This window comes from Sphaerisporangium viridialbum, from assembly GCF_049674955.1.
GTDB classification, from domain to species: domain Bacteria; phylum Actinomycetota; class Actinomycetes; order Streptosporangiales; family Streptosporangiaceae; genus Sphaerisporangium; species Sphaerisporangium viridialbum.
This window is the reverse complement of sequence record NZ_CP187232.1, coordinates 5,219,639-5,244,798: the sequence shown is the minus strand read 5'-3', so window position 1 is coordinate 5,244,798 and position 25,160 is coordinate 5,219,639. Positions and strand designations below refer to the sequence as shown.

The window sequence follows — 25,160 nt, the reverse complement described above, 5'->3', positions numbered from 1 at the left end:
ACGTCCCGGACGCCCACGATTCTCCGCGTACGGCCGGTGCGCGCCGGCGTCGGTCAGGAGGCCGGGGTCAGGCCAGGCCGGCGTCGTGGGCCAGGAGGGCGATCTGGGTCCGGTTGTCGAGGGCGAGCTTGGTGAGGATGTGGGAGACGTGGGCCTTGACCGTGGCCACGCTCATGAACAGCTCGGCCGCGATCTCGGCGTTGCTCCGGCCCTGCGCCACGGCGAGGACCACGTCGTTCTCGCGGGGGCTGAGGGTGGCCAGCGCGGCGCGCGCCCGCTGGTAGGCGCCGGCCTGGACGGCCGCGCGGTCCATGAGGCGGCGGGTGACGCGGGGGGACAGCATCGGGTCTCCGGCGGCGACCCGGCGGACCGCCTCGACGATCAGCGGCGGCGGGGTGTCCTTGATCAGGAAGCCGCTGGCGCCGGCGCGCAGCGCGTGCAGGATGTTCTCGTCGGTGTCGAAGGTGGTCAGCACGATGACCTCGGGCGGGTGCCGCCGGCTTCGCAGCCTGCGGGTGGCGGTGATGCCGTCCACGCGCGGCATCCGCAGGTCCATGAGCACGACGTCGGGGGCGTGCGCGTCGGCGGCCGCGAGCACCTCGTCGCCGTCGGCGGCCTCACCGACCACGGTGATGCCGTGGATGCCGTCGAGCATCATGGACAGCCCCGCGCGGACGAGGGCGTCGTCGTCGACCAGGAGTACGCGCAGCGGACGGCTCACGCCGGCCATGGTAGCCAGGCGCGCAGACGGAACTCGGCGGCGGTCGCCTCGTGGTCGAGCCGCCCGCCGGCGAGCTGCACCCGCTCGGTCAGCCCGACCAGACCGGTGCCCGCGCCGGGTGCGATGGGCGCCGCGGCCCCACCGGCGGGCAGCGGGTTGCGGATGTCGATCACGAGCCGGTCGCCGGGACGGCCCTCCAGCACCACTTGGACCGGCTGGCCGGCGGCGTGCTTCCTGGCGTTGGTCAGTCCCTCCTGCACGACACGGTAGGCGGTGCGGCCCGCGGCGGCGGGCAGGGCGGCCGCGTCCACCACCCCGTCGCGCAACCGCACCTGCCCTCCGGCGTCGCGGGACTCGTCGACCAGCCGGGGGAGGTCGGCCAGTGCGGGCTGCGGCCATCCGCCGGAGTCGTGGTCCTCGGCGGGGTCCTCGTCGCGCAGCAGGCTGATCACCTCGCGGAGCTCGTCGAGGGCCTGGTGCGCTCCGGCGCGGACCACTCCGGCGGCGCGGGAGAGCTGCTCGGGCGGGGAGTCCGGGCGGTACTCCAGCGCACCCGCGTACGTGGCCAGCAGGGACAGCCGGTGGGCCAGCACGTCGTGCATCTCCCTGGCGATGCGGGTGCGTTCCAGCATGCGGGCCTCCGCCACCCGCCGGCCCTGCTCGGCCTCGGCGCGGCGGGCGCGTTCGCGCAGCGAGTCGACCAGCGCGCGGCGCGCCTGGGCCAGCGTGCCCCAGCCGAGCAGCGCGCCGTACCCGACGGTGACCAGGGCCAGCCACCAGCCGAACGAGATGCCCTCGTTGGGCCGCGACAGGCCCTGCACCACGTGCGCCGCGATCCCCGCCGCCGCCGTCGTGGCCGCGACGGGGAAACCGCGCCGCTGGGCGACCTGCAGCGCGCCCAGGGTGGCCGGCGGGGTCGCCGCGGGCGACAGCGCGGCCAGCACGGTGAGCGCCAGCGCGCCGGTGACCGGCCGCCACAGCAGGACGGGGGACAGGAGGCATCCCAGCACCCCTGACACGATGTCGAGGACCGGCAGCCCCCGCGCCGGGCGCGCGTCGAGCAGGCCCCAGATCGTCGGCGCGACCAGGGCGGCCATGCCGGCGATCACGCCGGCCACGACCACGGCACGGGGGACGCGCCGCCGCACGGACTCCGCCTCCGCGTCGCAGTGGTTCTCGCCGTTCACCGGCCAAGGGTAGCTCCGGGCATCGGGACGCCGACACCTACCAAAGTCGGTGCCCGGCCCGACCGCGGTCGCACTCGCCGCCGCCGCACGCCCGATGCCGCGACCGGGCCGCGACGGGGACGCTGGGCGTGAACCAGACGGGACCGGCCGTGGCCGCCATCAGCGGATGCCCGGCCCGCCCGTCGTCGAAAGGGGAAGCGCAGTGTTGGGCGAAACCACTCCTGCTCATGCCACACCCGGTCGCACCGGCCGTACCGCCGCGCGGCGGCCGCTGACGGTGGCCGGTGCGACGGTCGCGGCGCTCGCCGTCTGGGCGCTGGCCGACCCGGTGGCGGGAATCGATCTGGCCGTCCGGGCCGGCGGGGCGGTGCAGTCCGTGGGTCCGGCTTCGGTCGCGATGGCGAGCCTGGTCGCGGGGCTGGCGGCCTGGGCGCTGCTCGCGTCGCTGGAACGGTTGACGAGCCGGCCGGGGCTGATCTGGACGATCATCGCGTTCGCGGTGCTCGTGCTGTCGCTGCTCGGGCCGCTCGGCGCGGTCGGCACCGCGAGCACGCTGGCGCTGGCAGGCATGCACCTGGTCGTCGCCGCGGTGCTCATCCCGGGCCTCGGACGTTCGGCGCGCGGCTGACCGTACGTCGATGACGACGCCTCCCAGGCCGCACGGGGGCGGGCCTGGGAGGCGTTCGCGGTGGTGACTAGTAGCGTTCCGCCACGCCTGAGTTGATCTCGGTGAGGGCCAGGGTGGCATCGGTGTAGCGGACGAGGCTGGACAGGGTCGGCGGCTGGGCCAGGGTGGTCTGCGCGTAGCGGACGGCGTCGCCGACCGTGTTCAGGTGCAGCCGCTGGACGGCGGTGCCCGCGTTGATCCGGCGGGAGGCCATGTTGAACGTCGTGGCCAGCAGTTCCGCGCGCAAGGTGCGCGGCTGCGTCGCCGGGAGGAACAGGACGGCCGAGGCCTCCTGCTGGGACAGCGCGCCGTCGGCGGCGGAGCCGTCGGCCCCGTCGAAACGGGTGTCGGTCGCCTGCGTGCGGGCCAGCACCTCGGGCGTCCGCAGGTCCTGCCGCAGTCCCCACAGCGCCGAGAGCATCGGCAGCCTGCTGGGCGCGACCGCACTGATCGAGGTCCGCGCCGATCCCGTCGCCGGGGTGAACGTGCAGCCGTTCGCCCCGCCGTAGGACAGGCTCGCCGTCCCGGTCGCCGTGGCGCCCGCCTCCATCAGCAGGGTGGGCCGCGCGGTGAACGTGATGGTGCCCGACGCCCCGGCGGCGACCGTGGCGAGGTTCCAGGTCAGCGTCGTGGTGCCGTCGGCGTTCCTGGTCACGGTGGCCGGACGCGGCCCTGTTCCCTGGTCGAGTGCCTGGCTGTAGTAGACGCCGGCGGGCAGCGTGTACTTCAGCGTGGCCCCGGTCGCCGGGGCGCTGCCGGTGTTGCGGTGGCCGACCGTGTACGTGATCGCCTCGCCCGCGTTCACCGAGGAGGTCGCCGTGGCGGTCACCGCCATGACGGGCGCGTGCACCTTGGTGGCGGCCGTGGCCGTGTTGTCGGCCAGCGTCTCGTCCAGCTCCGGCTCCCCTTCGGCGTTCCTGCCGGTGACCTTGGCGGTGCTGGTCAGCGTGCTGCCGTCGATGGCCGTACAGGGCACCGTGTACGTGAACGTCTCGGTGGCCGTCTGGCCGTGTGCCAGGTCGCTCAGCTGCCGGGTGACCGGGTCGCCCACGGGTGGCGTGAACGTGACCGAGGTCGCGGTGGACCTGCTTGCCCCCTTGTTCCCGATCGTCACGGTGGCGGGCACCGTGTCGCCGCCGGCGGCGTCGGGCTTGTCGACCGTCATGCCCGCGGTCAGGTCGACCGCCTTGACGCGGAGCACCGCGTCCCCGGTCAGTTCGGGCACGGCCGGGCCGTGCACGCCGTCGGAGAAGTAGCGGCTGCTGGTGAAGTCGTAGACCAGGCGGTCCCAGTCGGGGTTGCTGAGCAGGGTCTCATCACTGGCGGCCTTGTCGCAGTCCGGGCCGAGGGCCGTGATGCGGTTGATGTTGGCGGAGGCGCTGCTGGAGAACGGCGGCCCGTCGCCGGTCCAGTCGATCGGGTCGTCCGCCGGACCCTTGGCCACCACGCCGCCGACGCCGTAGATCACCGGGCGGACGACGCCCGGGAGGCCCGGGTCGTTGGTCTCGTCGAGGTCGGTCTCCTTCAGGGTCGCCTTGCCGAACCGCTGGTAGTCGAGGGGGCGGCCGGGATCGATGCCCGCGAACTGCCAGGAGTAGCTCATGACGCTCTGGTAGTTCGGCTTGCAGTTGACCAGGTCGACGGTCCCGTTGTCGTAGCGCCCGCCGTGGCCGAGGCCGAAGGTGTGGCCGAGCTCGTGCAGCAGCGTCGCCTGCTCCGCGGCGGCGCGCCCGCCGACCTCGCCGAACATCTTCGTGGTCCAGCGGCCGAGGGACACGACGAAGTCGTTGGAGCCCCGGTCGTCCAGCTCCGCCCGGCCCGAGGTGGTCCCGCTGTCCGTCAGGCCGTTGATGAAGATCCCGTAGCGGAAGTGCAGCCGCTTGTACAGCATGATCTTGTCGCAAAGCGGGCCGGCCCGGTCGGCGTCGGTGCCGAAGTTGCCGGTGGCGTCCGGGCCGCAGGCCTTGGCCGGGTTGCCCTGCTTGAGGTCGTCGAAGTCGTCGTACGTGCCGGGGGCGCGAGTGTCGCCGAAGTCGATCGCCTCGGCGAACGGCAGCTCCTCATCGGGTATCAGATGGAGTGCCAGGCCGTCGGCAGATGTCTGGGGGTTGGTCACCAGGGCGTTCGAGAACACCTGCTCGACCCTGGACAGCACGCCGTCCTGTGGCTTCTCGCCGCGCATCCAGTCGATCTCGGCGTAGATGTCGCGCCGGGTGGGGTCGGCGCCGAGGTCGGGCAGCGACAGGTCGATGACGTTGTCGTCGTTGAAGTCGACGCCGCGGTACTCCTCGTAGTCGGTGTAGCCGTCCCCGTCGGAGTCGGTGACGCTGTTAGGGGTGATCTCGATGCAGACCTCCACGGCGGGCTGCGGGTCGCTCCCGAAGATCCCGCCGCCCGGCTCGCCGTTGCCGGTGACGCACTGGACGGACGAGGTCATGTCGCCCGAGACGGTGCCGTGGATCATGTTGACCTTGAACCGGGTGTAGGGATCGCCTGCCCGGGGGGAGGTGTCGGCCCAGTCGTCGCCCGACGTGGAGTCGTGGTCCTTGATCAGGACGGAGATCTCCTGGTCGACGACCGTGGTCGGGACCTGCTGGGTCAGCGTCCAGAACGGCGCGACCTGCACCTGGTCCTCGGCCGCTCTCGGGGTGGTGAACGTGGGGAAGCCGGCGAAGGTGATCTCCCCGTAGAAGTCGGGGGCGCTCTCTCCGGCGCTTTCGAGTCCTTCGTTGCGGCAGGGATCGACGCAGCTCACCAGGAGGATGCGCACGGTGAGCGGCTGAGTGCTCGCCGCTCCTGCGGGTGTGGCGGTGGCGACGGTCAGGCCCAGGGTGATCATAAGGAGGGCGAGGGCCGTGCGTAGGGGGCCGGTAGACATACCGCCACCATCCGACCCTTTGGACCGATCCAGCATGAGTATCCCCCTACTCATCCCGCCCCCCAGACCACGCCTTGCGTCCGGTCGCCCGCTCGAACGTGCGGCACCCGGGGGCGAAGGCTCCTTCATCCCCGCGAGGGGGTGCGACGGCGTAGGAGGAGGCCGGTGGTGGCCGCCAGGAGGAGCACGAGGCCGGCCAGCACGAATATGCGCCCGTCCGGGCCCGCGTCGCCGCCACCCCCGGTCTCGGCGGCCCCCGCCGGGGTCTTCGTCACCCTGGTGTTGCCGACCCTTGCGACCTCGCTCTCCGTTTCGGTCGCGGTGGCCGTGGCAGTGGCGGTGCGGGTCGGTGTCGGGCTCGTGGTCGTCGGGGTGGGGCTGCTCGTCTGGCCGTCCGCGGTGACATGTGCTCGGTTGTCGGCGTTTGCTGCTCCGTACGGGCCGTCCGAGTCGCGGTTCGGGTGCCGGTGTCGTCCGGTCCGCGGGTGCATATTGGGTCGAAGGGGATGGCGGCCGGATGGAACGATGAGCGCATGCCGGGCATCGGGCGGTGGTTTCGGGGGGTGGCGGGGGTGCGCGAGGCGTTCGATGAGCCGGGAGTGGACTCGATTCGCCGGCTGGTGCTCGAGAGTGCCCGCGGTGGCGCGCACGCCCTCGACGAGCTCGCGAGCGCCCTGTTCGACGTCGTCGCCGATGCCGAGCGCGCCGATCAGGCCCTGGACCTCCTCGCCGCGGCGGGGCCGAAGATGTGGATCGACCTGGACTCCGCGCTGCGCCCGTCGCTGTACGGCCGGCACGACCCGCGTGTCACGCGGGCGCGGCTCGTACGCGGGATGCCGAACCCCCTCGCCGTAGCGCTGGCCGCCTGCGGCCACGATGGCCGGGTGCGGCAGAGGGCGATCGGGCACCCTGCCATGCGCGCCGACGTCCGCCTGTATCCGGTGCTGGCCATCAGGGCCGCCGACTGGGTCGGCGCCGTCCAGGACCGGGCCCTGCGCGTCCTTGAGGACGTCCTGCCCGGTGCGGATCCGGCGGCGCTGCTCGCGGTCGTGCCGGTGGTCGTGCGGCTCACCGATCGCCGGCGCGGGCAGGGCGCCGCTGCGCTGGTCCGCGACGCCCTCCTGCGGGCCGGCGACGACACGCTCGCCGCCGTGCGCGGGTGTGACGATCCACGCGGGCGGAGGTTCGCCTTCGAGGTCTCGCTGGACGCCGGACGGATGGACCACGGGCGGCTTGCGAAGGCGGCGCTCCACGAGTCCGACATCGTGGCGAGAACCCGCTGCGCCGAAGCGCTGGCCGCCGAGGCCGTCGCGCGCGATCGGCCCGAGATGCTCGTGGAACTCCTGGACAGCGCCTCGGCGCGGGTCCGCGTCGAGGCGCTCACCGGCCTGGTACGGCTCGGCCATACCGAGTACGGGCCGCGCTTCCTGGCCGAGGAGGCGTCGATGATGCGGCTGACCGCGCAGTGGGCGGTTCGCCGGGCGGGTGGCGACCCCGCCGAGTCGTACCGCCGGTTACTGGGAGCGTCCCCCAGGAAGGGCGCGCGTGGACTGCTGGGCGGGCTCGGCGACTGCGGCACCCGCGACGACGCCGGCCTGGTCGTGCCCTATCTCGGTGACCCGCGGCCCCGGGTCCGCGCCGAGGCGGTGCGCGTGCTACGCCGCCTCGGCGCGGACGTCGAGGTCGCCGCGATGCTGGAGGATCCCGCGCCCGTGGTGGTGCGGAATGTGGTCGCCACCCTGCGGGCGTCCGGCCCGGGCGTGCCTGTCGAGCGGCTGTGGACGCTGCTCGGCCCCGATAGCCCACCTCACGTGCGGCAAGGCGCGTTCCGGCTCCTCGCCGGCGGGGACGTCTGGACGCGGATCACGACGGACCTCGTCCTGGTCGGCCGCCGGGACGAGGCCCTGAGCGGGCGCGCCCGCGGCGATCTCGGCGCCTGGTACGCGCGCGACTCGGCCAGGACGTTCCCAGACTGCCCCGAGCGGCTCCGCGGTGAGCTGGATGACCTGCTGCGGGAAGCGGAGGGGGCCGTGCCGGTGGAGATCACTCGGCTGCTTCGCTGGCTCATCCGGAGCAGCCCGGGAACGGCCTGAACGATTCCCGGGGGATCAAAGGTGGATCAGGCTGCCCATGTGGTCGATGCCGTCGGCGGTCTCGTCGTCGAACCACAGGCCGCCGGTGCCGAGATAGCGGAACCGGTGGACGCCCGGGGGGAGGATCACCGAGACGGTGCGGGTGCTGTTGCTGCGGCGCCGCAGTTCATGGCGCCCGGGGCACCAGTCGTTGAAGTCGCCCACGACGCTGACGACGCCCGAGGGATCGTAGGCGGGCAACGCGAAGGTGATGCGGGTCTTACGGCCGAACAGGGGGGTGCGCTTGAGCATCGAGGATCCTCCCGGGTGGTGACGGTTCCCACCCTTTCGCAACGCCACCCAGGGGAGATATACGGACGCCGGTGATGTAACACAGTTTTCACGCCCCCTTCCGATTCCCGCCCGGCCCGGCGAGCCGTCGAGCCGTCCGGCCGGGTGGCGTGGGACGCGTCCCATGCCACCCGGCCCAGGGTCGGACGACGAGCCAGAGCACCAGCGCGGCCACCGCAACGAATGCGAGATGCCCGTAGAGTCAGGGAGGTGTCAGGTCAGCGCCTCGCCGGCGGGCCGCAGTTCCCGCTCGTCGGCCTTGGGGGCGTCCGGCAGGTCCAGGCTGTCGCGCAGCTTGGTCGGCTTGAGGAAGAGCGTGGCGACGACGCCGACCACACTGATCCCGGCGGAGACGAGGAAGATGTGCCCCGTGGCGTCGCCGTACGCCGCGCGGACGACCGTCCTCGCGGCCTCGGGCAGCGCGGCGAGGTTGAGGGTGCCGCCCGACGAGCCGGACGGCTGGATGCCCGCCTTCGCGAAGCCCTCCGCGATGCCGGCGGCCACCCGGTTGGCCAGGACCGCGCCGAGGACCGAGACCCCGAAGGTGCCGCCCAGTGAGCGGAAGAACGTGATGGCGCCACTGGCGGCGCCCAGCTCCCGCAGCGGGACGGTGTTCTGGATGGCCAGCACGAGGTTCTGCATGGACATGCCGACGCCGATGCCGACCAGCAGCATCCCGCCCGACACGAGCACCAGCGAGGTCTCGTGGTCGATGAAGGACAGCCCGAGGAAACCGAGCGTGAGCACGATCGCGCCCGTCACGATGTACGGCTTGACGTGGCCGCTCCTGGATACGAGCCGCCCGGAGATGGTGGAGGAGAGCAGCACCCCGAGCATCAGCGGGATGGTCAGCAGCCCGGCCTCGGTGGGGCTGTAGCCCCGGCCGATCTGGAAGTACTGGCCCAGGAACACCGCTCCGCCGAACATCGCCATGCCCACCGCGAGGCTGGCGAGGATCGCCAGGGCGGGGGTGCGCCTGCGGACGATGTGCAGCGGCACCACCGGTTCCTTGACCCGCGACTCCACCCAGGTGGCGGCCGCCAGCACCAGCACCCCGCCGCCGGCGATGACCGCGGTCTGCCAGGAGATCCAGTCGAAGGAGTTGCCGACGAAGGTGATCCAGATGAGCAGGATGCTGACGCCCGCGGCGATCAGCGTGGCGCCGGCGTAGTCGACGCTGGTGTCCGGGCGGCGGACGGTGACGACGTGGAGCGTCTTGTGCAGCAGGACGAAGGCGATCGCGGTGAACGGCACGGCGATGAAGAAGCACCAGCGCCAGCCCAGCCACGAGGTGTCGGCTATGAGGCCGCCGAGCAGCGGCCCTGCCACAGTGGCCACGGCCATCACGGCGCCGAGGTAGCCGTTGTAGCGTCCCCGCTGCTTGGGGGTGATCATCGCGGCCAGGACGACCTGGACCAGGATCTGCAGGGCGCCCATGCCGAGGCCCTGCAGGGCGCGGAAGGCGATGAGCTGGCCGGTGTTCTGCGCGAACCCGCAGGCCAGCGAGCTGACCATGAAGATCACGATGGAGATCTGGAGGAGCAGCTTCTTGCTGAACAGGTCGGCCAGCTTGCCCCAGATCGGGGTGGACGCGGTCGCGGCGAGCAGCGACGCGGTGATCACCCAGGTGTACTGCGACTGGGTGCCGTCCAGCGCGCCGATGATCTGCGGCAGCGCCACCGACACGATCGTGCCGCTGATCATCGCCACGAACAGCACGAGGAGCAGCCCGCTCAGCGCTTCGAGGATCTGCCGGTGGCTCATCGGCTCCGCGTCGTGCGCGGTGACCGGTTGTGCGCTCACGCGCGACCTCCGATTCGGTCATTCAGGAAGGGGACTCGAACACCATACATGCGCATTGGGCAAGTTTGCGCACCAGGCATGTTTGAAGCAACGGTAAGCTGTCCGTGTCATGACGACCACAGTCGGGTTGCGCGAGCGCAAGAAGGCCGAGACGCGGCAGGCGGTTCACGAGGCGGCGCTGCGGCTGGCCGTGGAGCACGGACTCGACCACGTCACCGTCGAGGCGATCGCCGACGCCGCCAACGTCTCGCGGCGCACCTTCTCCAACTACTTCGCCAGCAAGGAGGACGCCCTCCTCTACGGCGACGAGCAGCGCATCCGCCTCATGGTCGAGCGGGTTCGCGCCCGCCCGGCCGAGGAGCCGGCCTGGCAGGCGCTGCGCGAGGCCGTCGGCGACATCTACCGCGAGACGGGCGGTCCCGAAAGGGAATGGGCGGTCCGCACCTCGCTCGCCAAGAGGCACCCCTCCCTCCTGGCGCGGCAGCTCGCCAACCACGCGAACCTCGAGCGCGAGCTCGCCGAGGCCATCGCCCGGCGCGGCGACGGCGACTCCGGCACGCGGCCCCGGGTGCTGGCGGCCGCGTTCCTGCTGGCCATGCGCATCGCCACGCACATGTGGACCGACGAGAACGAGTCGCGCACCCTGGGCGAGGTCATGGACGAGGTCTTCGGCGAGATGGCCCGGCCCTTCGACCGGTAGCGGGCGTCCCCCCGGCGATCGCGGACGAAAGCAGATTTTTTTCAACTTTCGTAACCTTACGGTGACCTGCTAAAAGCCTCCCCCGCTGAGGATGATCGGCTGATTTGCCCGCTTGGGCGCCGAGAAAGCGGGCAGGCTTTCCCGCGCCATTGCAGCCGGACTCAGCGGCCGGGGGTGATCGTCGTCCGCACGGGCAAGCGAACGACTCTGTCATGCCGCGGTCGCTTCGGCGCGAGTTCGATCAGATCAGCCAGTTGGAGGACATGGTGACGCCAGCAACCCCTGACAAGCCAAACGAAGAAGTGCCGACCGAACCGGGCGGGCCACGCTGGCGCATCCCACGCCCACTGTTCTTCGCCGCAGCTCTCGTGCTGGCGGCGTCGGGCGGCGTCGAAGCGGCCGCGGCGTCGGCGTCATCGCCTACCATTCCCCCGACGGGGACGCCGACTCCCACGGCGACGATCAGCGAGACCCCGACCGAGACCCCCACGGAAACGCCCACCGGGACCCCGACCGAAACTCCGTCCGAAACCCCCACGGAAACGCCGGCGCCGGCTCCCACCGTCACGGTGTCCGCCGCGGACGCCTGGCGCTTCATCGGCACCCCGCACGGCGAGTTCGTCGTGCCGGCGAAGGGCTGCGTCTTCCCGGTGCTGTTCACCCAGACCGGGCAGGCCACCGTCGTGGCCGAGGACGCGATCACCGTGAAGAGCCAGGACGGCTTCGAGAGGGTGTACGCGATCGGCGACGCCACCCGGACCGTGTCGGGACGGCGGGGCGACACCAAGGTCAAGCAGGGCGACTGGGTGTCGGTGACCTCCGTGGCCCAAGGCGACTCGACTCCGGTCCCGCCCCAGGATGCGCCGACTCCGGTCCCGCCTGAGGACGCGCCGACTCCGGTCCCGCCCCAGGATGCGCCGACGCCGGTCCCGCCCCAGGATGCGCCGACGCCGGTTCCGCCTGAGGATGCGCCGACGCCGGTCCCGTCCCAGAGCGTGCCGACGACCGCGCCGCCTCAGGACTCCCCGACGGCCGTCCCGCCCCAGAGCGTGCCGACGCCGGTCGCGCCTCAGGTGGAGCCGACGACCGCCGCGCCCCAGGGGGAGACGACGACGGCCGCCTGGGTCTTCGATCTGACGCGGCCCAGCAAGAACTTCTGGCGCGGCAAGGGCTGGTGGGCTCCCAAGCACTGGCAGCCGGGCAACCTCCAGTGGCGTGCCCCCAAGCCGTGCCCCACCGAGACGTCGACCCCCACCCCGACGGAGACCCCCACCGAGACCCCCACCGCGACTCCCACTGAGACCCCGACCGGAACCCCCACCGAGACACCGACCGAGACCTCCACGGCCGAGCCGACGGTGACCCAGACCGTGACCGTGCCCCCGAGCCCGGCCCCCTGACCCTCAGCGCCGGTCTTCCGCCAGTGGCCGCGGGCGCGCGCCCGCGGCCACCTGGCCCGGCCGTCCGCGGTGCAGGCCGGGAGCCAGCGTGAGCGTGACGGCGACGGAGGCCGCCGCCAGCAGGGTCATCGCCGTCGAGGGCGAGGTGAGCTGGGCGAGGCTTCCCGCCAGGGCGGCGCCCACGCCCTGCATGGTCAGCATGCCGGCGGAGTGCAGGCCGAGCGCGTGCCCGCTCAGCTCGTCCGGCGTCAGCGACATCAGGCGCTCCTGGAGCAGCAGACTGGCCGAGTACCCGACGGCGGCGAGCGTGACGGCCGCGACGGCGAGGGGCAGCGCCGGGCGCAGTACGAAGACCAGGTACGGGACGGCGAGCAGCAGGTACAGCGGGATGGGGAGCCGCTCTCTCCACCGGGTGGGGACGAACCGGCCGGTCAGGGTGTCCCCGGCCAGCATGCCGAGCGCGCCGCAGGCGAACAGCAGTCCCGCGTGCCGGGGCGCGTAGGAGACGTACAGGGACTCGCAGCCGACGACCAGCCCGTTGGGCACCCAGAGGGCGAGGTAGACGCGGCGGCGGGGGACCGAGGACCACAGCCGGGCGTTGTTCCGCCAGGTCCCGGCGATCGACGGGCGTCCGGCGGCGCGCGGTGGTCGCCCGCTGAGGCCGAACCGGGAGACGGCCGCGCCCGCGAGGTACAGGGCGGCGCCGACGAGCAGTGTGCCGCGCGGCGACAGGGTGGTCACGAGCACGCCTCCGGTCGCGAACCCGCAGATCTGCATGGTCCCGACGGACATGTTGAGCACCGAGCGGCCGAGCAGGTAGCCCTCCCTGGCGAGGATCTCGTTGAGCAGCCCGTAGCGCACCCCGCCGCCCAGCGAGGCGATCATCCCTTGGCCCAGGAGCACGGCGAAGACGGCCCACACGGGCAGGCCGGGGATGGCCAGAGCGGCGGTGGCGAGCCCGAAGACCAGTGCCAGGCCCGTCATCGCGGCGCGCGGCGGCAGCCGGTCGGCCGCCGAGAGCAGCGTCGTCGCACCGACCACCTGCATGAGGGAGGGCCCGAACATGGCGAGGGCGGACAGCAGCGGCGATCCGGTCGCCGTGTAGACCAGGGTGCCCAGGGCAAGGCCGCTCACCGTCTGGGCCGCCACCTGCCCGGCGGACGCGAGGAAGAACGGCGTGAACTCCGGCGTCCGGAAGAGGTCTCGATAGGTGCGCATGGCCGGAGTCTCGGAGATCCACCCGCGGGGACGTTATTGTTTCGCGGGGAGGCGAAACTTGGGCTGGTGGCAGGTCAACGCGGACACACTCGCGGGCAGCCGGTTCGTCGTCTCCCCGCTGGCCGAGGCCATCGCGAGCCTGAAGACCCTGAAGCGGGGGACGGCCGCGCACCCGGGGGAGCGTGCCTGGCTCGACTCCCACCGGCCCGCCTACCAGGAGCGGCTGGCCCGTGATCCGATCACCGCGATGCTCATACGGGCCGCGTTCGCGCCTACCTGGAACGCCGACTTCCTCACCCCCACGCCCACGGGTGAGACCACGTTCGCGCGGGAGCTGGCGCGCGTACGGGAGACTGCGCCCGAGAGCGCCCGGGCCGACCTGACCGTGTCGCTGGGCGGCCCGCTTCCCGCCCGGCTGAACCGCTCCGACCTGCCGGAACGCGCGGCCGACCTGCTGGAGTGGGTGTGGACGCGGACCGTGCTGCCGTACTGGCCGCGGCGCCGGCGGATCATCGAGGCCGACGTCGTCGCGCGTACGGCACAGCTGAGCCAGGGCGGGTGGGCCGCGGCCCTGGATGACATGCGCCCAGGGATGCGCTGGCTCGGGGAGAGCCGGCTGCAGATCAACACCCACGCCAACCCGCCGCGAGAGCTCGCCGGGGCGCCGTTGATGTTCGTCCCCGTCACCTCACGCGAGAGCTGGGTCTCGTGGGACGCGCACCGGTACGCCGTGGTGTACCCGTGCTCGGGCGCGCTGGCCGAGGCGGGCCGGGCCCCGGTGCCCGAGGCTCTGGGTGCGTTGCTCGGTCCCGCGCGTGCGGGCGTCCTGGTGCTGCTCGGCACGCCGAAGAGCACCACACAGCTCGTGGCGCTGACCGGCCAGGGGCTCGGGTCGGTGGGCCGCCACCTCAAGGTGCTGCTCGACGCCCGCCTGGTGCGGCGGCGGCGTGCCGGGCGCTCCGTGCTCTACTTCCGGACGGACGCGGGCGACGCCCTGGTGGAGGCCCAGGCCTCCTCGTGACCAGGTGTCCTGAGGCGGGTGTCCTCAGGCTCAGGCCGCGCTGGCGTCGCGTCGCGGGCGGGCGCCGGGGCCGTGCAGGCCGTCTAGGGCCGAGGTCAGCGACACCTCCAGGTAGGTGATGCGGTCGGTCGCCTGCAGCATGGCCGCGCCGCCGGTGACGGCGGTCAGGATGGCGGTGGCGGCCTGGTCGGCGTCGATGCTCGCGTCGATCTCGCCGGCCTCCACCAGGGCCCGCACGCCGGTGGCGAGGTAGGCGTGCCACCGGTCGAGCAGGTCGGTGACGATGGCCCGCGTCGCGGGGTTCCCCTCGCCGAGCTGGGAAGTGAGGGCCGACAGCGGGCAGCTCTGGCGCTGCGCGTCGTAGTTCTCGATCACCCGCTCGCGCCAGGCCTGCCACTTGCCCCAGGTGGTCAGGTCGCCGAGCATCGGCTGCTGGTCGGCCAGTACCTGCTCGGCCTCGTGACCGGCCACGGCCAGCATCAGGTCGGCCCTGCCCTCGGGGAAGTAGTGGAACAGCTGGCTCTTGCTCGTCGAGGTCGCCGCCCGGATGTCGTCCAGGCTCACGTTCGCGAGGCCCCGCTCACGCATCAGCGTGGCCGCGCCCTCGACGATGCGCTGCCGGGTGGCAGCCCCCTTGGAAGTCAGCACTCGCTCCATGGACACCACGATAGAAGGCGCGCGGACCCTCGGGCGCGGCCGAAGCATTGGACCGTGCGGTCCAGATGCGTGCTAGCGTACTGGACTATTCGGTCCATTCGGTGGGCCGCCGGCACGTATGACCTGCGGATAAGGGGAGACAGCGGCATGGGCACACGCCTTTCGAACAAGACGGCGCTCGTCACGGGAGCCACCAGCAACATCGGGCGGGCCATCGCGGTCGCGTTCGCCGCCGAGGGGGCGCACGTCGTCGTGTCGGGCCGCAGCGAGGAGCGCGGCGCCGAGGTGGTCGAGCGGATCAGGGCCGCGGGGGGCCGCGCGGACTTCGTCGCGGTGGAGCTCGACGGCACCGCGAGGACCAGCGAGGCCCTGGCCGACGAGGCGACGCGCGTGCTCGGCGGGCGCATCGACGTCCTGGTCAACAACGCCGGAATCTACCCCGGCTCGACCACCACGGACACCGACGAGGCGACCTTCGACCGGGTGTACGCGGTCAACGTCAAGGCGCCGTTCTTCCTCACCGCGGCGGTCGCGCCCGCCATGGTCAAGGCGGGCGGCGGCACGATCATCAACCTCGGCTCGTGGGTCGCCCGCCTCGGCATCCCGGTCGGCGCGCTGTACAGCTCCACCAAGGGCGCGGTGGAGACGCTGACGAAGGCGTGGGCGGCCGAGTTCGGCCCCGCGGGCGTGCGCGTCAACGCCATCTCGCCCGGGGTGGTCCACACGCCCGTACCGGACGCCACGCACCCGGGCGACGTCATGATGAAGGGCACTCCCGCCGGCGCCTCGGGCACGCCGGACGCCGTCGCGCACGCCGCGGTGTACCTCGCCAGTGACGAGTCGGCCTTCGTGCACGGCACGGTGATCGACGTCGACGGCGGCCGCGTGGGCGTGGCCGTCATCGCCGCCTGAGGCCTGGCGGTCCCGCCCGAGGCGCGGCCGTCATGGCCGTCTGAGGCAGGGGCGCGACGAGCGCAGGCGCACCGGGCCGAACAGGCCCGTCACGCGCTGGCCGGGGAAGACGAAGTGCGTGGGGCTCACGGCGTCGAGGTACGGCGCCAGGGTCCCGAGCACCAGGATCTCCAGCAGGTTCTCCCCCTCGGCCAGTTCGAGGTCGAACACGTACGGAGAGCACACCCGGATGCCGGCCCGCCCGCCGTTCAGGGTCACCTCGGCGGTGCCGCGCACGCGGCCGAGGTCCAGCACGGCCGAGCCGCCGGACGGGGCGCTGAGGCCGGTCCGGTAGAGGACGCCGCCGCTGTACTCCGCGAGGCCGAGCCCTTCCCAGTCGCCGAGCCCGATCGTGCCCGGGCCGCAGGCGAAGCGGATCGGCCCGGTCAGCGCGGCGCCGCCCTCGAATCCCGGGGAGGTGGAGATCCGCAGCTCGACGCGGGACGCCGAGCCGTCCAGCTCGACGACCGGGCCCTCGCCCAGCCGCACGCCGCCGGCGAAGGCGGTGACCTGGCCGTGCGCGGGGATCTCCATGGTGACGGCCCCCGGAGGGACGTCCACCCACAACCGCTCGACGCGGTCCTCGCCGTACCCGGAGCCGAGGGGCGGCACGGCGAGGACCGCGGGCAGGGCCGTCGGGCAGGACTCGATCCAGCCCGCGCCGGGAAGCGGGTGCGGGCGCCTGCGCAGGTGCAGGGCGGCCGGGTCGCCGTGCTGCCGCCTCCGCACCCGGGCGGAGGCGACCTCGCCGCCGGGCCCCCGGACGGTCCAGCCGGGCCCGGACACGGCGAGGCCGTCGACCAGCACGGACCCCTCCGTCTCCACCGAGACGGTGTTGGGGCCGGGACGCAGCAGGTGGGAGACGTCGTAGCGGCGCACCCTCGGGATCTCGGCCTCCGCGTAGGGGTCGAAACCGCCCTGCCTGCCGGCCTCCTCGCCGTTGACCCGCACCAGGCAGGGGGACGCCGAGGCGACCTGCAACGGCTCGTACGGCGGTCCCGCCACCTCGACCACCGTCTCAAGGACGGAACCGGTGATCCACTCAGGACGCCGGGCCGTGGACGGATCGCGCACCAGCGAGACGTGCGCCCGGAGCGTGAGGTCCTCGTCGGGGGCGAGCCTGAGCAGCAGCAGGTGGGTGCCAGGTGCCAGCGGCGCCCGGCTCATGGCGAGATAGCCGGAATCGTCCAGCGGGACCTCGTCGCCGTCGACCCACGCGGCCTTCGCGGCGGGCGCGCCGACCACCAGCGTGGCCTCCGAGGGGACGTCCACGCGGGCGTGGAACCAGGTGACCTCGCCCGGGGCGACGGTGCCGAAGTCCAGGAACTCCTCCGGCACGTGGCCCTTGGGGCCGAGGGTGTCCCGGTGGACGGGGTCGTCGTGGATGCCGCGCGCCGTGGAGTAGACCGCCGGACGCCAGCCCGCACCCGGGCCGGGCGGCGGGGCGGAGGCCGGAAGCGCGCACCACAGCCCGTGCGGCCCGAACGTCGCGTGGACCGGCTCGCCGTCCGCGTCCTGAAGCGTCCAGCGTTCGAGCTCGGAGGGGCCCGCGACGCGGCCGAAGTCCCCCCAGGTGTCGTCGAGCGTCGGGACGAGCTCCATCTCGAAGGTGTCGCCGAGATCCAGCTCGTGCGGGCGCGGCTCGTCCGGGGGGTCCGCCGGGACGTCCTCGCCGGTGAAGAGCAGCAGCGCGGCGGGCCCGTCGTCGAACGGCACGACCACCTCGACGGCGTCGCCGTCCGCCGTGTACGGCAGCGGGCGCGTCCGCCCGCCGAAGGGGCTCGCCAGCAGCGGGGTTCCCGAGACGCCCCGCACCGTGACGCGCATCTCGCGCCGGTACCGTCCGGGGTCGAAGTCGTAGGAGGCGTCCAGCCAGCCGAGCTCGACGCCGCGCTCGTCCGGCCTGCCGACGCCGACCCGGCTGGCCATCGGGGACGCGGCGGTGAGGAAGACGACCGTGACGCCGTCCACCTCACGCACCAGGGGAGGCACGGGAGCCGCGACACGCGGGACGAAACCGGCGAGGGCCGCGCCGAGGTCCCCGGGGGAGGCGGCGAACGTGGCCTGGCCGGTCGCGAACCGCTCACGAAGGCGGGCGACGGGCGATCCGGCGGCGAGACGCTCCTGCCCAGCTCCGACCGGTCCGCCCGGGCCCGGCGAAGGGGATACGGGCAGGGTGTCCTCGGACGGCGTGCCCACCGAGATCTCCGGGAGCGCGCCGACGGCGATCAGGAGGCCACCGGCCGCCGCGAACTCGTCGAGCCGCCCGGCGGTCCGCTCGTCCAGGACCGTGCAGGCGGGAAGGACGATCACCTCGTAGGACTCGCCGGAGACGGCCAGCCGGCCGCCGTCCACCTCGGCCCGCTGGACGGACTCGTCGTCGATCACGTCCGCGTCCAGGCACAGCAGGTCGAGCGCCCCCGGCACGGTCTGGAACCATGCCATGTCCCCGACCAGCTCGCGGTACACCCGCTGCGACCGTGCCGCCTCCTCCGTCGAACCCCCGGCCGAACCCGGCCGCACGCCCGCCTGCGCGGTGGCGGTGGGGAACAGGACGGCGATGTCGCACAGGTGGCGGCCGAGGGAGAGGGCCGCGCAGAGCCTGGCCACCGCGTCGGCGAAGACGCGGTGGTGACGCCAGTACGGCTGACGCCAGTCGGTCGACGGCGGGGCCCACTCCCACCATCCCGCCTTGGTCGTGTAGTAGACGGCGTGCGGGTTGTAGAGGTTGGCCCCGGCGCGCAGCCACGGGAGCAGCCAGTCGAAGGTCTCCTCCAGCGTGCCGCCCCAGCCGCTGGAATGGAACGCCTCGATCCACGTCCGCGGCCTGCCGTACAGGTGGGCCAGCGAGGAGTGCAGGCGGGCGTCGCCGTGGTGGTCTGAGCCCGGGGCGCCGAACCAGCGGTGGGTGCGGGTGTAGTCGGCGTAGAGCTGGACGCCCTCGACGGGGTGCCCGGCGCGGGCGGGGTCCTGCTGGTCGCAGCCGTGCAGCAGGCCGTGCCTGTCGTGCCACTCAGCCAGCGGCCGGAAGAAGGCCTCCTCGGCCAGCTCGGCCCGGGTGCGGTGGTAGTCGCGCCAGAGCGCCGGCTCGTCCGCGTGTGCGCTCAGGCCGGAGGGGCCGCGCGGGAACTCGTAGCCGCGCCGGGCCGCGAACTCGCCGGCGAACGACTCCGACCAGGTGGGCACCGAGGGCAGCTCGTCCTGGAAGGACCCTGCGATCACACTGCCGAACCGGTGGCCGAGGCGGCGCTCGAACTCGCCGTGCACCCGGTCGATGAGCGCGGCGCACGCCGTACGGGACAGATAGTCGAAGCCCCGGCGGGACACGCTGCCGTCGGCGGCCAGCCACTGGCCGGCGAAGGAGGGGTTCTCCTGCACCAGCCGCGCCTGGAGGTCGGCGCCGGAGAAGCCGAGCTGGTCGTAGAACCACAGCAGGACGCCGAGCTCGGCCGCGTCCTCGCACACGCCGTCGAGCAGTTCCCACCAGGGCTCGGAGAAGAACGGCGGGTCGTCGGCGTCCGAGCCGAACAGCGGGCCGGACGGCGCGAGGTTGAGGATGACCAGGTTGTGCACCCCACCCTCGGTCAGCCGCTCCATCTGCCACCGGAGCCGGTCGCGCCGCAGGGGCTCCCCGCTCCACCACCAGATGGCGGCGGGGGAGTGGCTGCGCGGAGGGTGCCGCAGCACGTCGAAGAGGTTCATCCCTTGAGCCCGCTGGAGAAGCCCTTGATCACGTAGCGCTGGAGCACCAGGAAGACCACGACGATCGGCAGGGCGCCGAGCACCAGGCCCGCGAACACCAGCCCGTAGTCCGACACGTACTGCCCGACGAAGCTGAAGACGCTCACCGGCACGGTCTCGAAGCCGGAGCCGCCGAGGTACAGCAACGGCGTGAAGAAGTCGTTCCAGATGAACACCGCGTTGAGGATCAGGACGGTGCCGGTGATGGGCCGCAGCAGCGGGAAGACGACCTTGGTGAACGCCGTGAGGTGCGAGGCGCCGTCGATCTGGGCGGCGTTGGCGTAGTCGCGGGGGAGCGCCCGGATGAACCCGGTGTAGAGGAACACCGTGAACGGGAGCTGCACGCCGGTGTAGAACACGATCATGCCGAGGTGGGTGCCGATCAGGCCGAGGTCGGTCACCAGCCGGTAGAGCGGGATCATGCCGAGCTGGAACGGCAGCACGATGCCGAGCAGGAACAGGATGTACAGCCCGTAGCCCAGGCGCGACTGGGCGCGCGCCAGGAAGTACGCGGCGAACGACCCGAGGGCGATCAGCGCCACCAGGCTGACCACGGTGATCAGGGTGCTGTTGACCAGCGAGGGGCCGAGCGCCGCCGACGACCACGCGGAGGAGAAGTTGTCCGTGGTCGGCGGCGCGGGCGGCGCCAGCGGCGCCCTGGAGATCTGCTCGGGGTCCTTCAGCGACAGCGTGACGAGCGCGTAGACGGGGAAGAGGAACGCCACCGCCACCGCGATCATGACGAGCTCCAGCAGGAAGGTCCTGGCCTTCACTGGGACACCTCCCGGGAGCGCAGGTAGTAGATCTGGACGAACGACACCGCGGCCACGAACAGCGCGAGCACCAGCGCGATGGCCGTGCTGTAGCCGAACTTGCCGTACACGAAGGCCTGCTTGTACAGGACCGTCGACAGCGTCTCGGTGGCGTACCCGGGACCGCCGTTGGTCGCCGCGAAGACCTGGTCGAACAGCTTCAGCCCGCCGATCGTCGACAGCATCAGGTTGATCGTCACGGCCGGGGCCAGCAGCGGCCAGGTGACGTACCTGAACCGCTGGAACGTCCCCGCGCCGTCGATCATCGCGGCCTCGTGCAGCTCCTTGGGCACGCCCTCCAGCCCCGCCAGGAAGATCACCATGGAGTATCCCGCGTACTGCCACACGACCATGCCGGCGACCGACCACAGCGCGACCGACGGGTCGCCGAGCCAGTCGACCCGCAGCCCGAGCAGGCCGTTGAGCCCGGTGCCCGGGTCGGGGTTGTAGATGTACTTCCACAGGAAGGCCACCATGACCGGGCTGACGACCACGGGCGAGAAGAAGACGACCCTGAGCAGCGCCCTGCTCCTGATCTTCGTGTTCACGCCGAGCGCGAGCAGCAGCCCCACGCCGTTCTGCACGACGACGACCGCGACGGTCAGCAGCAGGGTGTTGCCGAGCGAGCCGAGCGCCTGCTCGTCGTCCAGGATGGCGCGGAAGTTGGACAGGCCGACGAACGACATGTCCCCGCCGATGCCGCTCCAGTCGGTGAAGGCGTAGACCACCCCGGCGATGCTCGGGTAGAGCACCACCGCCGCGTACACCAGCAACGCCGGGGCGGCGAACAGCCACGGCGGGGACAGGGCGCCGAGACGCCTTCCGCGCTTGGCCGCCGTGACGGTGGACGCCCCGGTGGGCTTGGTGATGACGCTCATCGTTACCGCTCCCTCGGCGGCCCGGCCGCCCAAGGGCCGGGCTGGGGGCCGCCGTCGTGCCTGATCGCTCGCCCGCTCACTTCGCGTAGGCCTCGTCCATCTTCTTCAGCGCCTGGTCGACCTTGATCTTTCCGGCGAGCAGGTCCTGGACCACCGCGAAGTGGGTGGGCTGCACCTCGGCGTTGGGCCAGCGCTGGTCCATGAACGGCACCGCGCGGTCCTTGGTGAAGGGCAGGAACGACTCCACCGCCGGGTCGATGGTGGAGCCGGCGTCCTGGGTCAGGGGGATCGCCGCGATGGCCTTGGCCCAGCGGTTGATGCTGTCCTGCCTGCCGAGGAAGTCGATGAACGCCTTGGCCTCCTCGACGTTCTGGGACTTGGCGCCCGCGCCGAGGCCCACGACCACGCCGGCCGGGATCCAGACCTGCGCGGGGTCGTCGGCGCCGGGCACCGGGAACATCGACAGGTCGTCCGGCGTCTTGGCCGCGTCGCGGAAGGCGGGGAGCACGGCCGAGACCTGGATGGCCATCCCCGCCTTGCCGGTCGCCACCATGGAGGTCTGCTGCTCGAACGTCGTCCCGTTGGGCTTGTCGTTGAAGAAGCCCCGCTGCTGCAGCTCCCGGTACATCTCCATGGCCTGGCGCCACCCGGACTCGGCGAAAGTGGCCTGCCCGGCGCTCTGCCTGTCGTCGAAGCCCGGGTCCTTGGCGTACACCGTGGACGGCACCAGCGCGTAGGTGATCAGCTGGGTCACCCAGGGGGTCTGCGCGCCGAGCGCGATCGGGGCCACCCCCGACTTCTTGAGCTTCTCGCAGACCTGGAGGAACTCGCTCCACGTGGTCGGCAGCCGGTCGATCCCGGCCTTCTCGAAGACCTTCTTGTTGTAGATGGCCCCGATGACCGAGGAGCCGGCCGAGTAGATGTAGGTCTTGCCCTGGAGCTGGAAGGCCGGTTTGAACCCGGCAGGGATGGTGCTCGTCCACGACTGGGCGGACAGGTCGGCCAGCAGCCCGGCGCCGGCGATCTGCGACATCGACATCGCGCTGCCGCTTCCGGGGTACACCACGTGCAGGTCGGGGGCGTTGCCCGCGCCGAGCTGGGTGCGCAGCGAGGTCTGCACCTGGTCGGTCGGGGCGTAGGAGGCCGCGATCGACACGTTGGACCTGACCTGCTTGTAGGCGGCCAGCAGATCCTCCATGGGGGCCTTCTGGTCGGCCACGCCCACGAACTTCAGGCTGGTGGCCCCCGCGGCGCCGGTGCCCGGCGTCCCGCCGTTCGAGGGCCTGGTGGAGCACGCGGCCAGCAGCGCGGCCGACGCCGCGCCGCCCATCACGCGGAAGAACTGGGCACGGCTGATCTTGGCCTGGATCAGCCGGTCGGTCTCACGGGTCATGCTTTCTCTCCTCGGACTAGCGTGAAACGGTGGTCCCCCGAGGGCACCCCGCGGGTGTCGCCGCCGGGCAGGTGGATCGTGGCGCGGGCCCCGGGCGGGATGCTCGCGTGCAGGTGAAAGGCCTCCGGCGAGCGCTCCCAGCGCACGCGGACCGTGCCGCGCGCCGACTCGTGGCTCGCCTCGGCCCAGTCGAGGTCGCCCGGCCTCGGCCGGATCACCACCTCGCTGTACGCGGTCGAGGAGGGCGCCTGGTCGATGCCGGCGACGCCGGTGTACAGCCATTCGCCCACCGAGCCGAGGGCGTAGTGGTTGAAGGAGTTCATGGACGGGGCCCCGACCCCGTCCCACCGCTCCCAGACGGTGGTCGCGCCGCTTCTGACCTGGTGAAGCCAGGAGGGCGCCCCCGTACGGCGCAGCAGCGCGTGCGCCAGGTCCTCCCGGCCCCAGGCGGACAGCACCGGGCACAGCAGGCCGACGCCCAGGAAGCCGGTCGCGAGCCCCGCCGCGGCCACCAGCTCGGCGAGCCGGTCCGCCGCCCGCCTGGCCAGCACCGACGGCAGCAGGTCGAAGGCCAGCGCGAGCAGGTACCCCGTCTGCGTGTCGCCCGCCACCCGGCCGCGCGAGTCCACGAACGTCTTGATGAAGGCGTCCCTGATGTCCTCGGCCAGCGCCTGGTACTGGTCGGCCTCCCTGAGCCTGCCGAGCACCCGGGCGGCGCGTGCGGTGAGCGCGGCGCTGCGGTGGAAGTAGGCGGTGGCGAGCAGCGGCCGAGGGGTCGGGGGACCCGGGGACAGCCAGTCGGCGAAGTGCGGCCCGACCTTGTCCCGCCAGATCAGGTCCGGGTTGTGCTCCCTGACGAAGTCGACCCACCGGGCCATCGCCGCCACGTTCAGGAAGCCCGGGTCGCCGTAGACCCGGTAGAGGTGCCACGGCACCAGCACCCCCGCGTCCGCCCACCCGGGCGCGCCCTCGTCGGCGACCCCGGTGAGCAGCGGCGCGACGTTGGGGAACCCTCCTTCGGGCGACTGCGCGTCGGCCACGTCGTCCAGCCACTTGGCGAAGAACGCCGCGACGTCGGCGTTCAGGCACGCGGTCGGCAGGAAGACCTGCGCGTCGGCGAGCCAGCCCAGCCGCTCGTCGCGCTGCGGGCAGTCGGTGGGCACGCTCACGAAGTTGCCGCGCTGCCCCCAGCCGATGTTGGCGTGCAGCCGGTTCACCTCCGGATCGGAGCACGCGAAGTGGCCGGTCCACGGGGTGTCGCTGTGCAGCACCACGGCGTGGACGTCCCCGAGCTCGGCGAGGCCGGTCACCTCCGCGTAGCGGAAGCCGTGGTAGGTGAAACGGGGTTCGAAGACCTCGGCGTGCCCCGCGGAGACGAAGACGTCGGTCGCGTCGGCCGTCCTGAGGTTCGCGGTGTGCAGGCGGTCGCCGTACGCCGGGTCCCCGTGCGGCGCCGGGCCGTCCAGCGTCTCGCCGTGACGTATCGCCACGCGCCGCCCGCTCGGCAGCGGCGGCACGGCCAGGCGCACCCGGCCCGCGATGTTCTGCCCGAAGTCCACCAGATGGGTGTCCGGCGCGACGCGGGTCACCGAGCGCGGGGCGAGCCGCTCGAAGGCACGCACCGGTTCGTCCCGGGAGGCCGTGAGCGTCGCGTGGTCGTCGCCGGTGACCGTCGCCGGGCGCCAGCCGGAGTCGTCGAAGCCCGGCAGGTCCCAGCCCGGAGTCTCCAGCCGGGCGTCGTGGCACTCGCCCTTGAGCAGGTCGGCGTACCTGATCGGGCCCCGGGTGGTGCGCCACGAGGAGTCGGTGGGCACCACGCGGGTCGACCCGTCCTCGTAGCGGAGGTGGAGCTCGGCGACGAACTCGGGGAAGAGGCCGTAGTGCTGGCCCGCGCGGCGGGGCGCGAAGCCGACGAAGCCGCTCCACCACCCGTCGGCGACGGTCGCCGCCAGCGCGTTGTCCCCGTCGCGTACGAGCCCGGTCACGTCGTACACCTGGTAGTGGACACGTCTGCGGTAGTCGGTCCATCCTGGGGCGAGCTCCGCGTCGCCCACCCGCTCGCCGTTGAGCCGCGCCTCGTACAGGCCCCTGGCGCTGACGTAGAGCCGGGCGCTCGCGGGCACCCGGGAGGAGAACGCGCGGCGCAACCGGGGGCAGGGCAGCAGCCCGTGGTCGTCCAGCGCCTGCTCGCCCCGCGTCGGCGGGTCGACGGGCAGCACCTCGGAGGGGTCGTGCGTGATCCACGAGGCCACCCACGTGTCGTGTCCCGTCTCGAACCACGACTCCGCGCCGCCGCTCACGCCGTCGCGCGCCCACACCGTGACGCGCCATTCGTACCTGGTGCGCGGGCGCGGCGGCGGCCCGGCGTACCTGACGCTCACGGACGTTGCGTCCTCCACGCGGCCGGTGGACCAGACGGGCGCCCCCGCGTGGGTGACCTCGACGCGGTACGCCACGGGGTCGTCGGCCTCCCGCCGCGAGGCGAGCCGCCAGGACAGCAGGGGGGTGGGGGACTCCACGCCCATCGGCTCGGTGCGGTGCTCGCAGCGGAGCCCGTACGGCGTCAGCCTGTCCGGCCGTCCGGGCACGTCGGGCATCGGCACAGGGGCACCGGGGACGCGGGCGTCCGGTGCGGGCACGTCGCCGGGCATCAACTCGCTCCTCGCTACACCTTTGTTAAATCTAACGGACTATGGTGTGATTTTGTGAT

Annotated in this window: 19 protein-coding genes; 6 read left to right on the top strand and 13 right to left on the bottom strand. The window is 72.7% G+C overall.

Annotation, left to right across the window (positions count from 1 at the left end; translation table 11 throughout):
* Nucleotides 1-67: 67 nt before the first annotated feature.
* Together ACOZ38_RS23515 and ACOZ38_RS23510 are read right to left on the bottom strand one after the other, a co-directional pair.
* Entirely contained in the window at nucleotides 68-730 is a 663-nt protein-coding gene (locus ACOZ38_RS23515; protein WP_424533328.1) for a response regulator, read from the bottom strand.
* The gene (locus ACOZ38_RS23510) at nucleotides 718-1,908 is read right to left on the bottom strand and encodes a sensor histidine kinase (RefSeq protein ID WP_424533327.1); all 1,191 of its coding nucleotides are present in this window, start codon (nucleotides 1,906-1,908) and stop codon (nucleotides 718-720) included. The genes ACOZ38_RS23515 and ACOZ38_RS23510 overlap by 13 nt, the downstream gene beginning before the upstream one ends.
* Before the next feature lie 202 nt (nucleotides 1,909-2,110).
* On the opposite strand from ACOZ38_RS23510, the gene ACOZ38_RS23505 reads away from it, so the two are divergent.
* Nucleotides 2,111-2,536, top strand: coding sequence for a DUF6069 family protein (locus tag ACOZ38_RS23505; protein ID WP_424533326.1), 426 nt, complete (start codon nucleotides 2,111-2,113; stop codon nucleotides 2,534-2,536).
* A gap of 67 nt (nucleotides 2,537-2,603) precedes the next feature.
* On the opposite strand, the gene ACOZ38_RS23500 is transcribed toward ACOZ38_RS23505, so the two are convergent.
* Complete coding sequence (locus ACOZ38_RS23500; protein ID WP_424533325.1) at nucleotides 2,604-5,453, bottom strand: CARDB domain-containing protein; 2,850 nt, start codon at nucleotides 5,451-5,453, stop codon at nucleotides 2,604-2,606.
* Nucleotides 5,454-5,578: 125 nt separating this feature from the next.
* Entirely contained in the window at nucleotides 5,579-5,944 is a 366-nt protein-coding gene (locus ACOZ38_RS23495; RefSeq protein ID WP_424533324.1) for a hypothetical protein, read from the bottom strand.
* 42 nt (nucleotides 5,945-5,986) lie between these two features.
* On the opposite strand from ACOZ38_RS23495, the gene ACOZ38_RS23490 reads away from it, so the two are divergent.
* Entirely contained in the window at nucleotides 5,987-7,546 is a 1,560-nt protein-coding gene (locus tag ACOZ38_RS23490) for a hypothetical protein (protein WP_424533323.1), read from the top strand.
* A gap of 15 nt (nucleotides 7,547-7,561) precedes the next feature.
* Here ACOZ38_RS23490 and ACOZ38_RS23485 read toward each other — a convergent pair whose 3' ends face one another.
* Both ACOZ38_RS23485 and ACOZ38_RS23480 read right to left on the bottom strand, forming a co-directional pair.
* A complete protein-coding gene (locus ACOZ38_RS23485; RefSeq protein ID WP_424533322.1) occupies nucleotides 7,562-7,837 on the bottom strand; it encodes an isoamylase early set domain-containing protein in 276 nt (91 codons plus the stop codon).
* A 252-nt stretch (nucleotides 7,838-8,089) separates the two neighbouring features.
* Nucleotides 8,090-9,640: an MDR family MFS transporter gene (locus tag ACOZ38_RS23480; protein ID WP_424537076.1), complete on the bottom strand. Its 1,551-nt coding sequence runs from the start codon at nucleotides 9,638-9,640 to the stop codon at nucleotides 8,090-8,092.
* Nucleotides 9,641-9,788: 148 nt separating this feature from the next.
* Here ACOZ38_RS23480 and ACOZ38_RS23475 point away from each other — a divergent pair, with 148 nt between their 5' ends.
* On the top strand, nucleotides 9,789-10,379 hold the full coding sequence (locus tag ACOZ38_RS23475) for a TetR/AcrR family transcriptional regulator (RefSeq protein WP_424533321.1): 591 nt from the start codon (nucleotides 9,789-9,791) through the stop codon (nucleotides 10,377-10,379).
* A 569-nt stretch (nucleotides 10,380-10,948) separates the two neighbouring features.
* Nucleotides 10,949-11,779, top strand: coding sequence for a hypothetical protein (locus ACOZ38_RS23470; RefSeq protein ID WP_424533320.1), 831 nt, complete (start codon nucleotides 10,949-10,951; stop codon nucleotides 11,777-11,779).
* 3 nt (nucleotides 11,780-11,782) lie between these two features.
* On the opposite strand, the gene ACOZ38_RS23465 is transcribed toward ACOZ38_RS23470, so the two are convergent.
* The gene (locus ACOZ38_RS23465) at nucleotides 11,783-12,997 is read right to left on the bottom strand and encodes an MFS transporter (protein WP_424533319.1); all 1,215 of its coding nucleotides are present in this window, start codon (nucleotides 12,995-12,997) and stop codon (nucleotides 11,783-11,785) included.
* Nucleotides 12,998-13,055: 58 nt separating this feature from the next.
* On the opposite strand from ACOZ38_RS23465, the gene ACOZ38_RS23460 reads away from it, so the two are divergent.
* Nucleotides 13,056-14,018, top strand: a complete 963-nt coding sequence (locus ACOZ38_RS23460; protein ID WP_424533318.1) for a transcriptional regulator — start codon at nucleotides 13,056-13,058, stop codon at nucleotides 14,016-14,018.
* Nucleotides 14,019-14,048: 30 nt separating this feature from the next.
* On the opposite strand, the gene ACOZ38_RS23455 is transcribed toward ACOZ38_RS23460, so the two are convergent.
* A complete protein-coding gene (locus ACOZ38_RS23455; RefSeq protein WP_424533317.1) occupies nucleotides 14,049-14,675 on the bottom strand; it encodes a TetR/AcrR family transcriptional regulator in 627 nt (208 codons plus the stop codon).
* A gap of 147 nt (nucleotides 14,676-14,822) precedes the next feature.
* Between ACOZ38_RS23455 and ACOZ38_RS23450 the strand changes: the two genes are divergently transcribed.
* Nucleotides 14,823-15,587 carry an SDR family NAD(P)-dependent oxidoreductase gene (locus ACOZ38_RS23450; protein ID WP_424533316.1) on the top strand — a complete coding sequence of 255 codons (765 nt, stop codon included), beginning with the start codon at nucleotides 14,823-14,825 and terminating at the stop codon, nucleotides 15,585-15,587.
* A gap of 30 nt (nucleotides 15,588-15,617) precedes the next feature.
* Here ACOZ38_RS23450 and ACOZ38_RS23445 read toward each other — a convergent pair whose 3' ends face one another.
* The 5 genes from ACOZ38_RS23445 to ACOZ38_RS23425 form a co-directional block, all read right to left on the bottom strand.
* Nucleotides 15,618-19,328 carry a hypothetical protein gene (locus tag ACOZ38_RS23445; protein WP_424533315.1) on the bottom strand — a complete coding sequence of 1,237 codons (3,711 nt, stop codon included), beginning with the start codon at nucleotides 19,326-19,328 and terminating at the stop codon, nucleotides 15,618-15,620.
* A complete protein-coding gene (locus tag ACOZ38_RS23440) occupies nucleotides 19,325-20,140 on the bottom strand; it encodes a carbohydrate ABC transporter permease (RefSeq protein WP_424533314.1) in 816 nt (271 codons plus the stop codon). The genes ACOZ38_RS23445 and ACOZ38_RS23440 overlap by 4 nt, the downstream gene beginning before the upstream one ends.
* A complete protein-coding gene (locus ACOZ38_RS23435; RefSeq protein WP_424533313.1) occupies nucleotides 20,137-21,057 on the bottom strand; it encodes a carbohydrate ABC transporter permease in 921 nt (306 codons plus the stop codon). The genes ACOZ38_RS23440 and ACOZ38_RS23435 overlap by 4 nt, the downstream gene beginning before the upstream one ends.
* A gap of 76 nt (nucleotides 21,058-21,133) precedes the next feature.
* On the bottom strand, nucleotides 21,134-22,450 hold the full coding sequence (locus ACOZ38_RS23430; protein WP_424533312.1) for an extracellular solute-binding protein: 1,317 nt from the start codon (nucleotides 22,448-22,450) through the stop codon (nucleotides 21,134-21,136).
* On the bottom strand, nucleotides 22,447-25,101 hold the full coding sequence (locus tag ACOZ38_RS23425) for a family 78 glycoside hydrolase catalytic domain (RefSeq protein WP_424533311.1): 2,655 nt from the start codon (nucleotides 25,099-25,101) through the stop codon (nucleotides 22,447-22,449). The genes ACOZ38_RS23430 and ACOZ38_RS23425 overlap by 4 nt, the downstream gene beginning before the upstream one ends.
* Nucleotides 25,102-25,160 lie beyond the last annotated feature (59 nt).

Excerpts from the sequence above, each read along its gene's own strand:
- ACOZ38_RS23515 (WP_424533328.1), bottom strand. The coding sequence starts at position 730 with ATGGCCGGCGTGAGCCGTCCGCTGCGCGTACTCCTGGTCGACGACGAC.
- ACOZ38_RS23495 (WP_424533324.1), bottom strand. The coding sequence starts at position 5,944 with ATGCACCCGCGGACCGGACGACACCGGCACCCGAACCGCGACTCGGAC.
- ACOZ38_RS23455 (WP_424533317.1), bottom strand. The coding sequence starts at position 14,675 with ATGGAGCGAGTGCTGACTTCCAAGGGGGCTGCCACCCGGCAGCGCATC.
- ACOZ38_RS23485 (WP_424533322.1), bottom strand. The coding sequence starts at position 7,837 with ATGCTCAAGCGCACCCCCCTGTTCGGCCGTAAGACCCGCATCACCTTC.
- ACOZ38_RS23435 (WP_424533313.1), bottom strand. The coding sequence starts at position 21,057 with ATGAGCGTCATCACCAAGCCCACCGGGGCGTCCACCGTCACGGCGGCC.
- ACOZ38_RS23500 (WP_424533325.1), bottom strand. The coding sequence starts at position 5,453 with ATGTCTACCGGCCCCCTACGCACGGCCCTCGCCCTCCTTATGATCACC.
- ACOZ38_RS23445 (WP_424533315.1), bottom strand. The coding sequence starts at position 19,328 with ATGAACCTCTTCGACGTGCTGCGGCACCCTCCGCGCAGCCACTCCCCC.
- ACOZ38_RS23430 (WP_424533312.1), bottom strand. The coding sequence starts at position 22,450 with ATGACCCGTGAGACCGACCGGCTGATCCAGGCCAAGATCAGCCGTGCC.
- ACOZ38_RS23480 (WP_424537076.1), bottom strand. The coding sequence starts at position 9,640 with ATGAGCCACCGGCAGATCCTCGAAGCGCTGAGCGGGCTGCTCCTCGTG.
- ACOZ38_RS23450 (WP_424533316.1), top strand. The coding sequence starts at position 14,823 with ATGGGCACACGCCTTTCGAACAAGACGGCGCTCGTCACGGGAGCCACC.
- ACOZ38_RS23425 (WP_424533311.1), bottom strand. The coding sequence starts at position 25,101 with ATGCCCGGCGACGTGCCCGCACCGGACGCCCGCGTCCCCGGTGCCCCT.
- ACOZ38_RS23490 (WP_424533323.1), top strand. The coding sequence starts at position 5,987 with ATGCCGGGCATCGGGCGGTGGTTTCGGGGGGTGGCGGGGGTGCGCGAG.
- ACOZ38_RS23465 (WP_424533319.1), bottom strand. The coding sequence starts at position 12,997 with ATGCGCACCTATCGAGACCTCTTCCGGACGCCGGAGTTCACGCCGTTC.
- ACOZ38_RS23475 (WP_424533321.1), top strand. The coding sequence starts at position 9,789 with ATGACGACCACAGTCGGGTTGCGCGAGCGCAAGAAGGCCGAGACGCGG.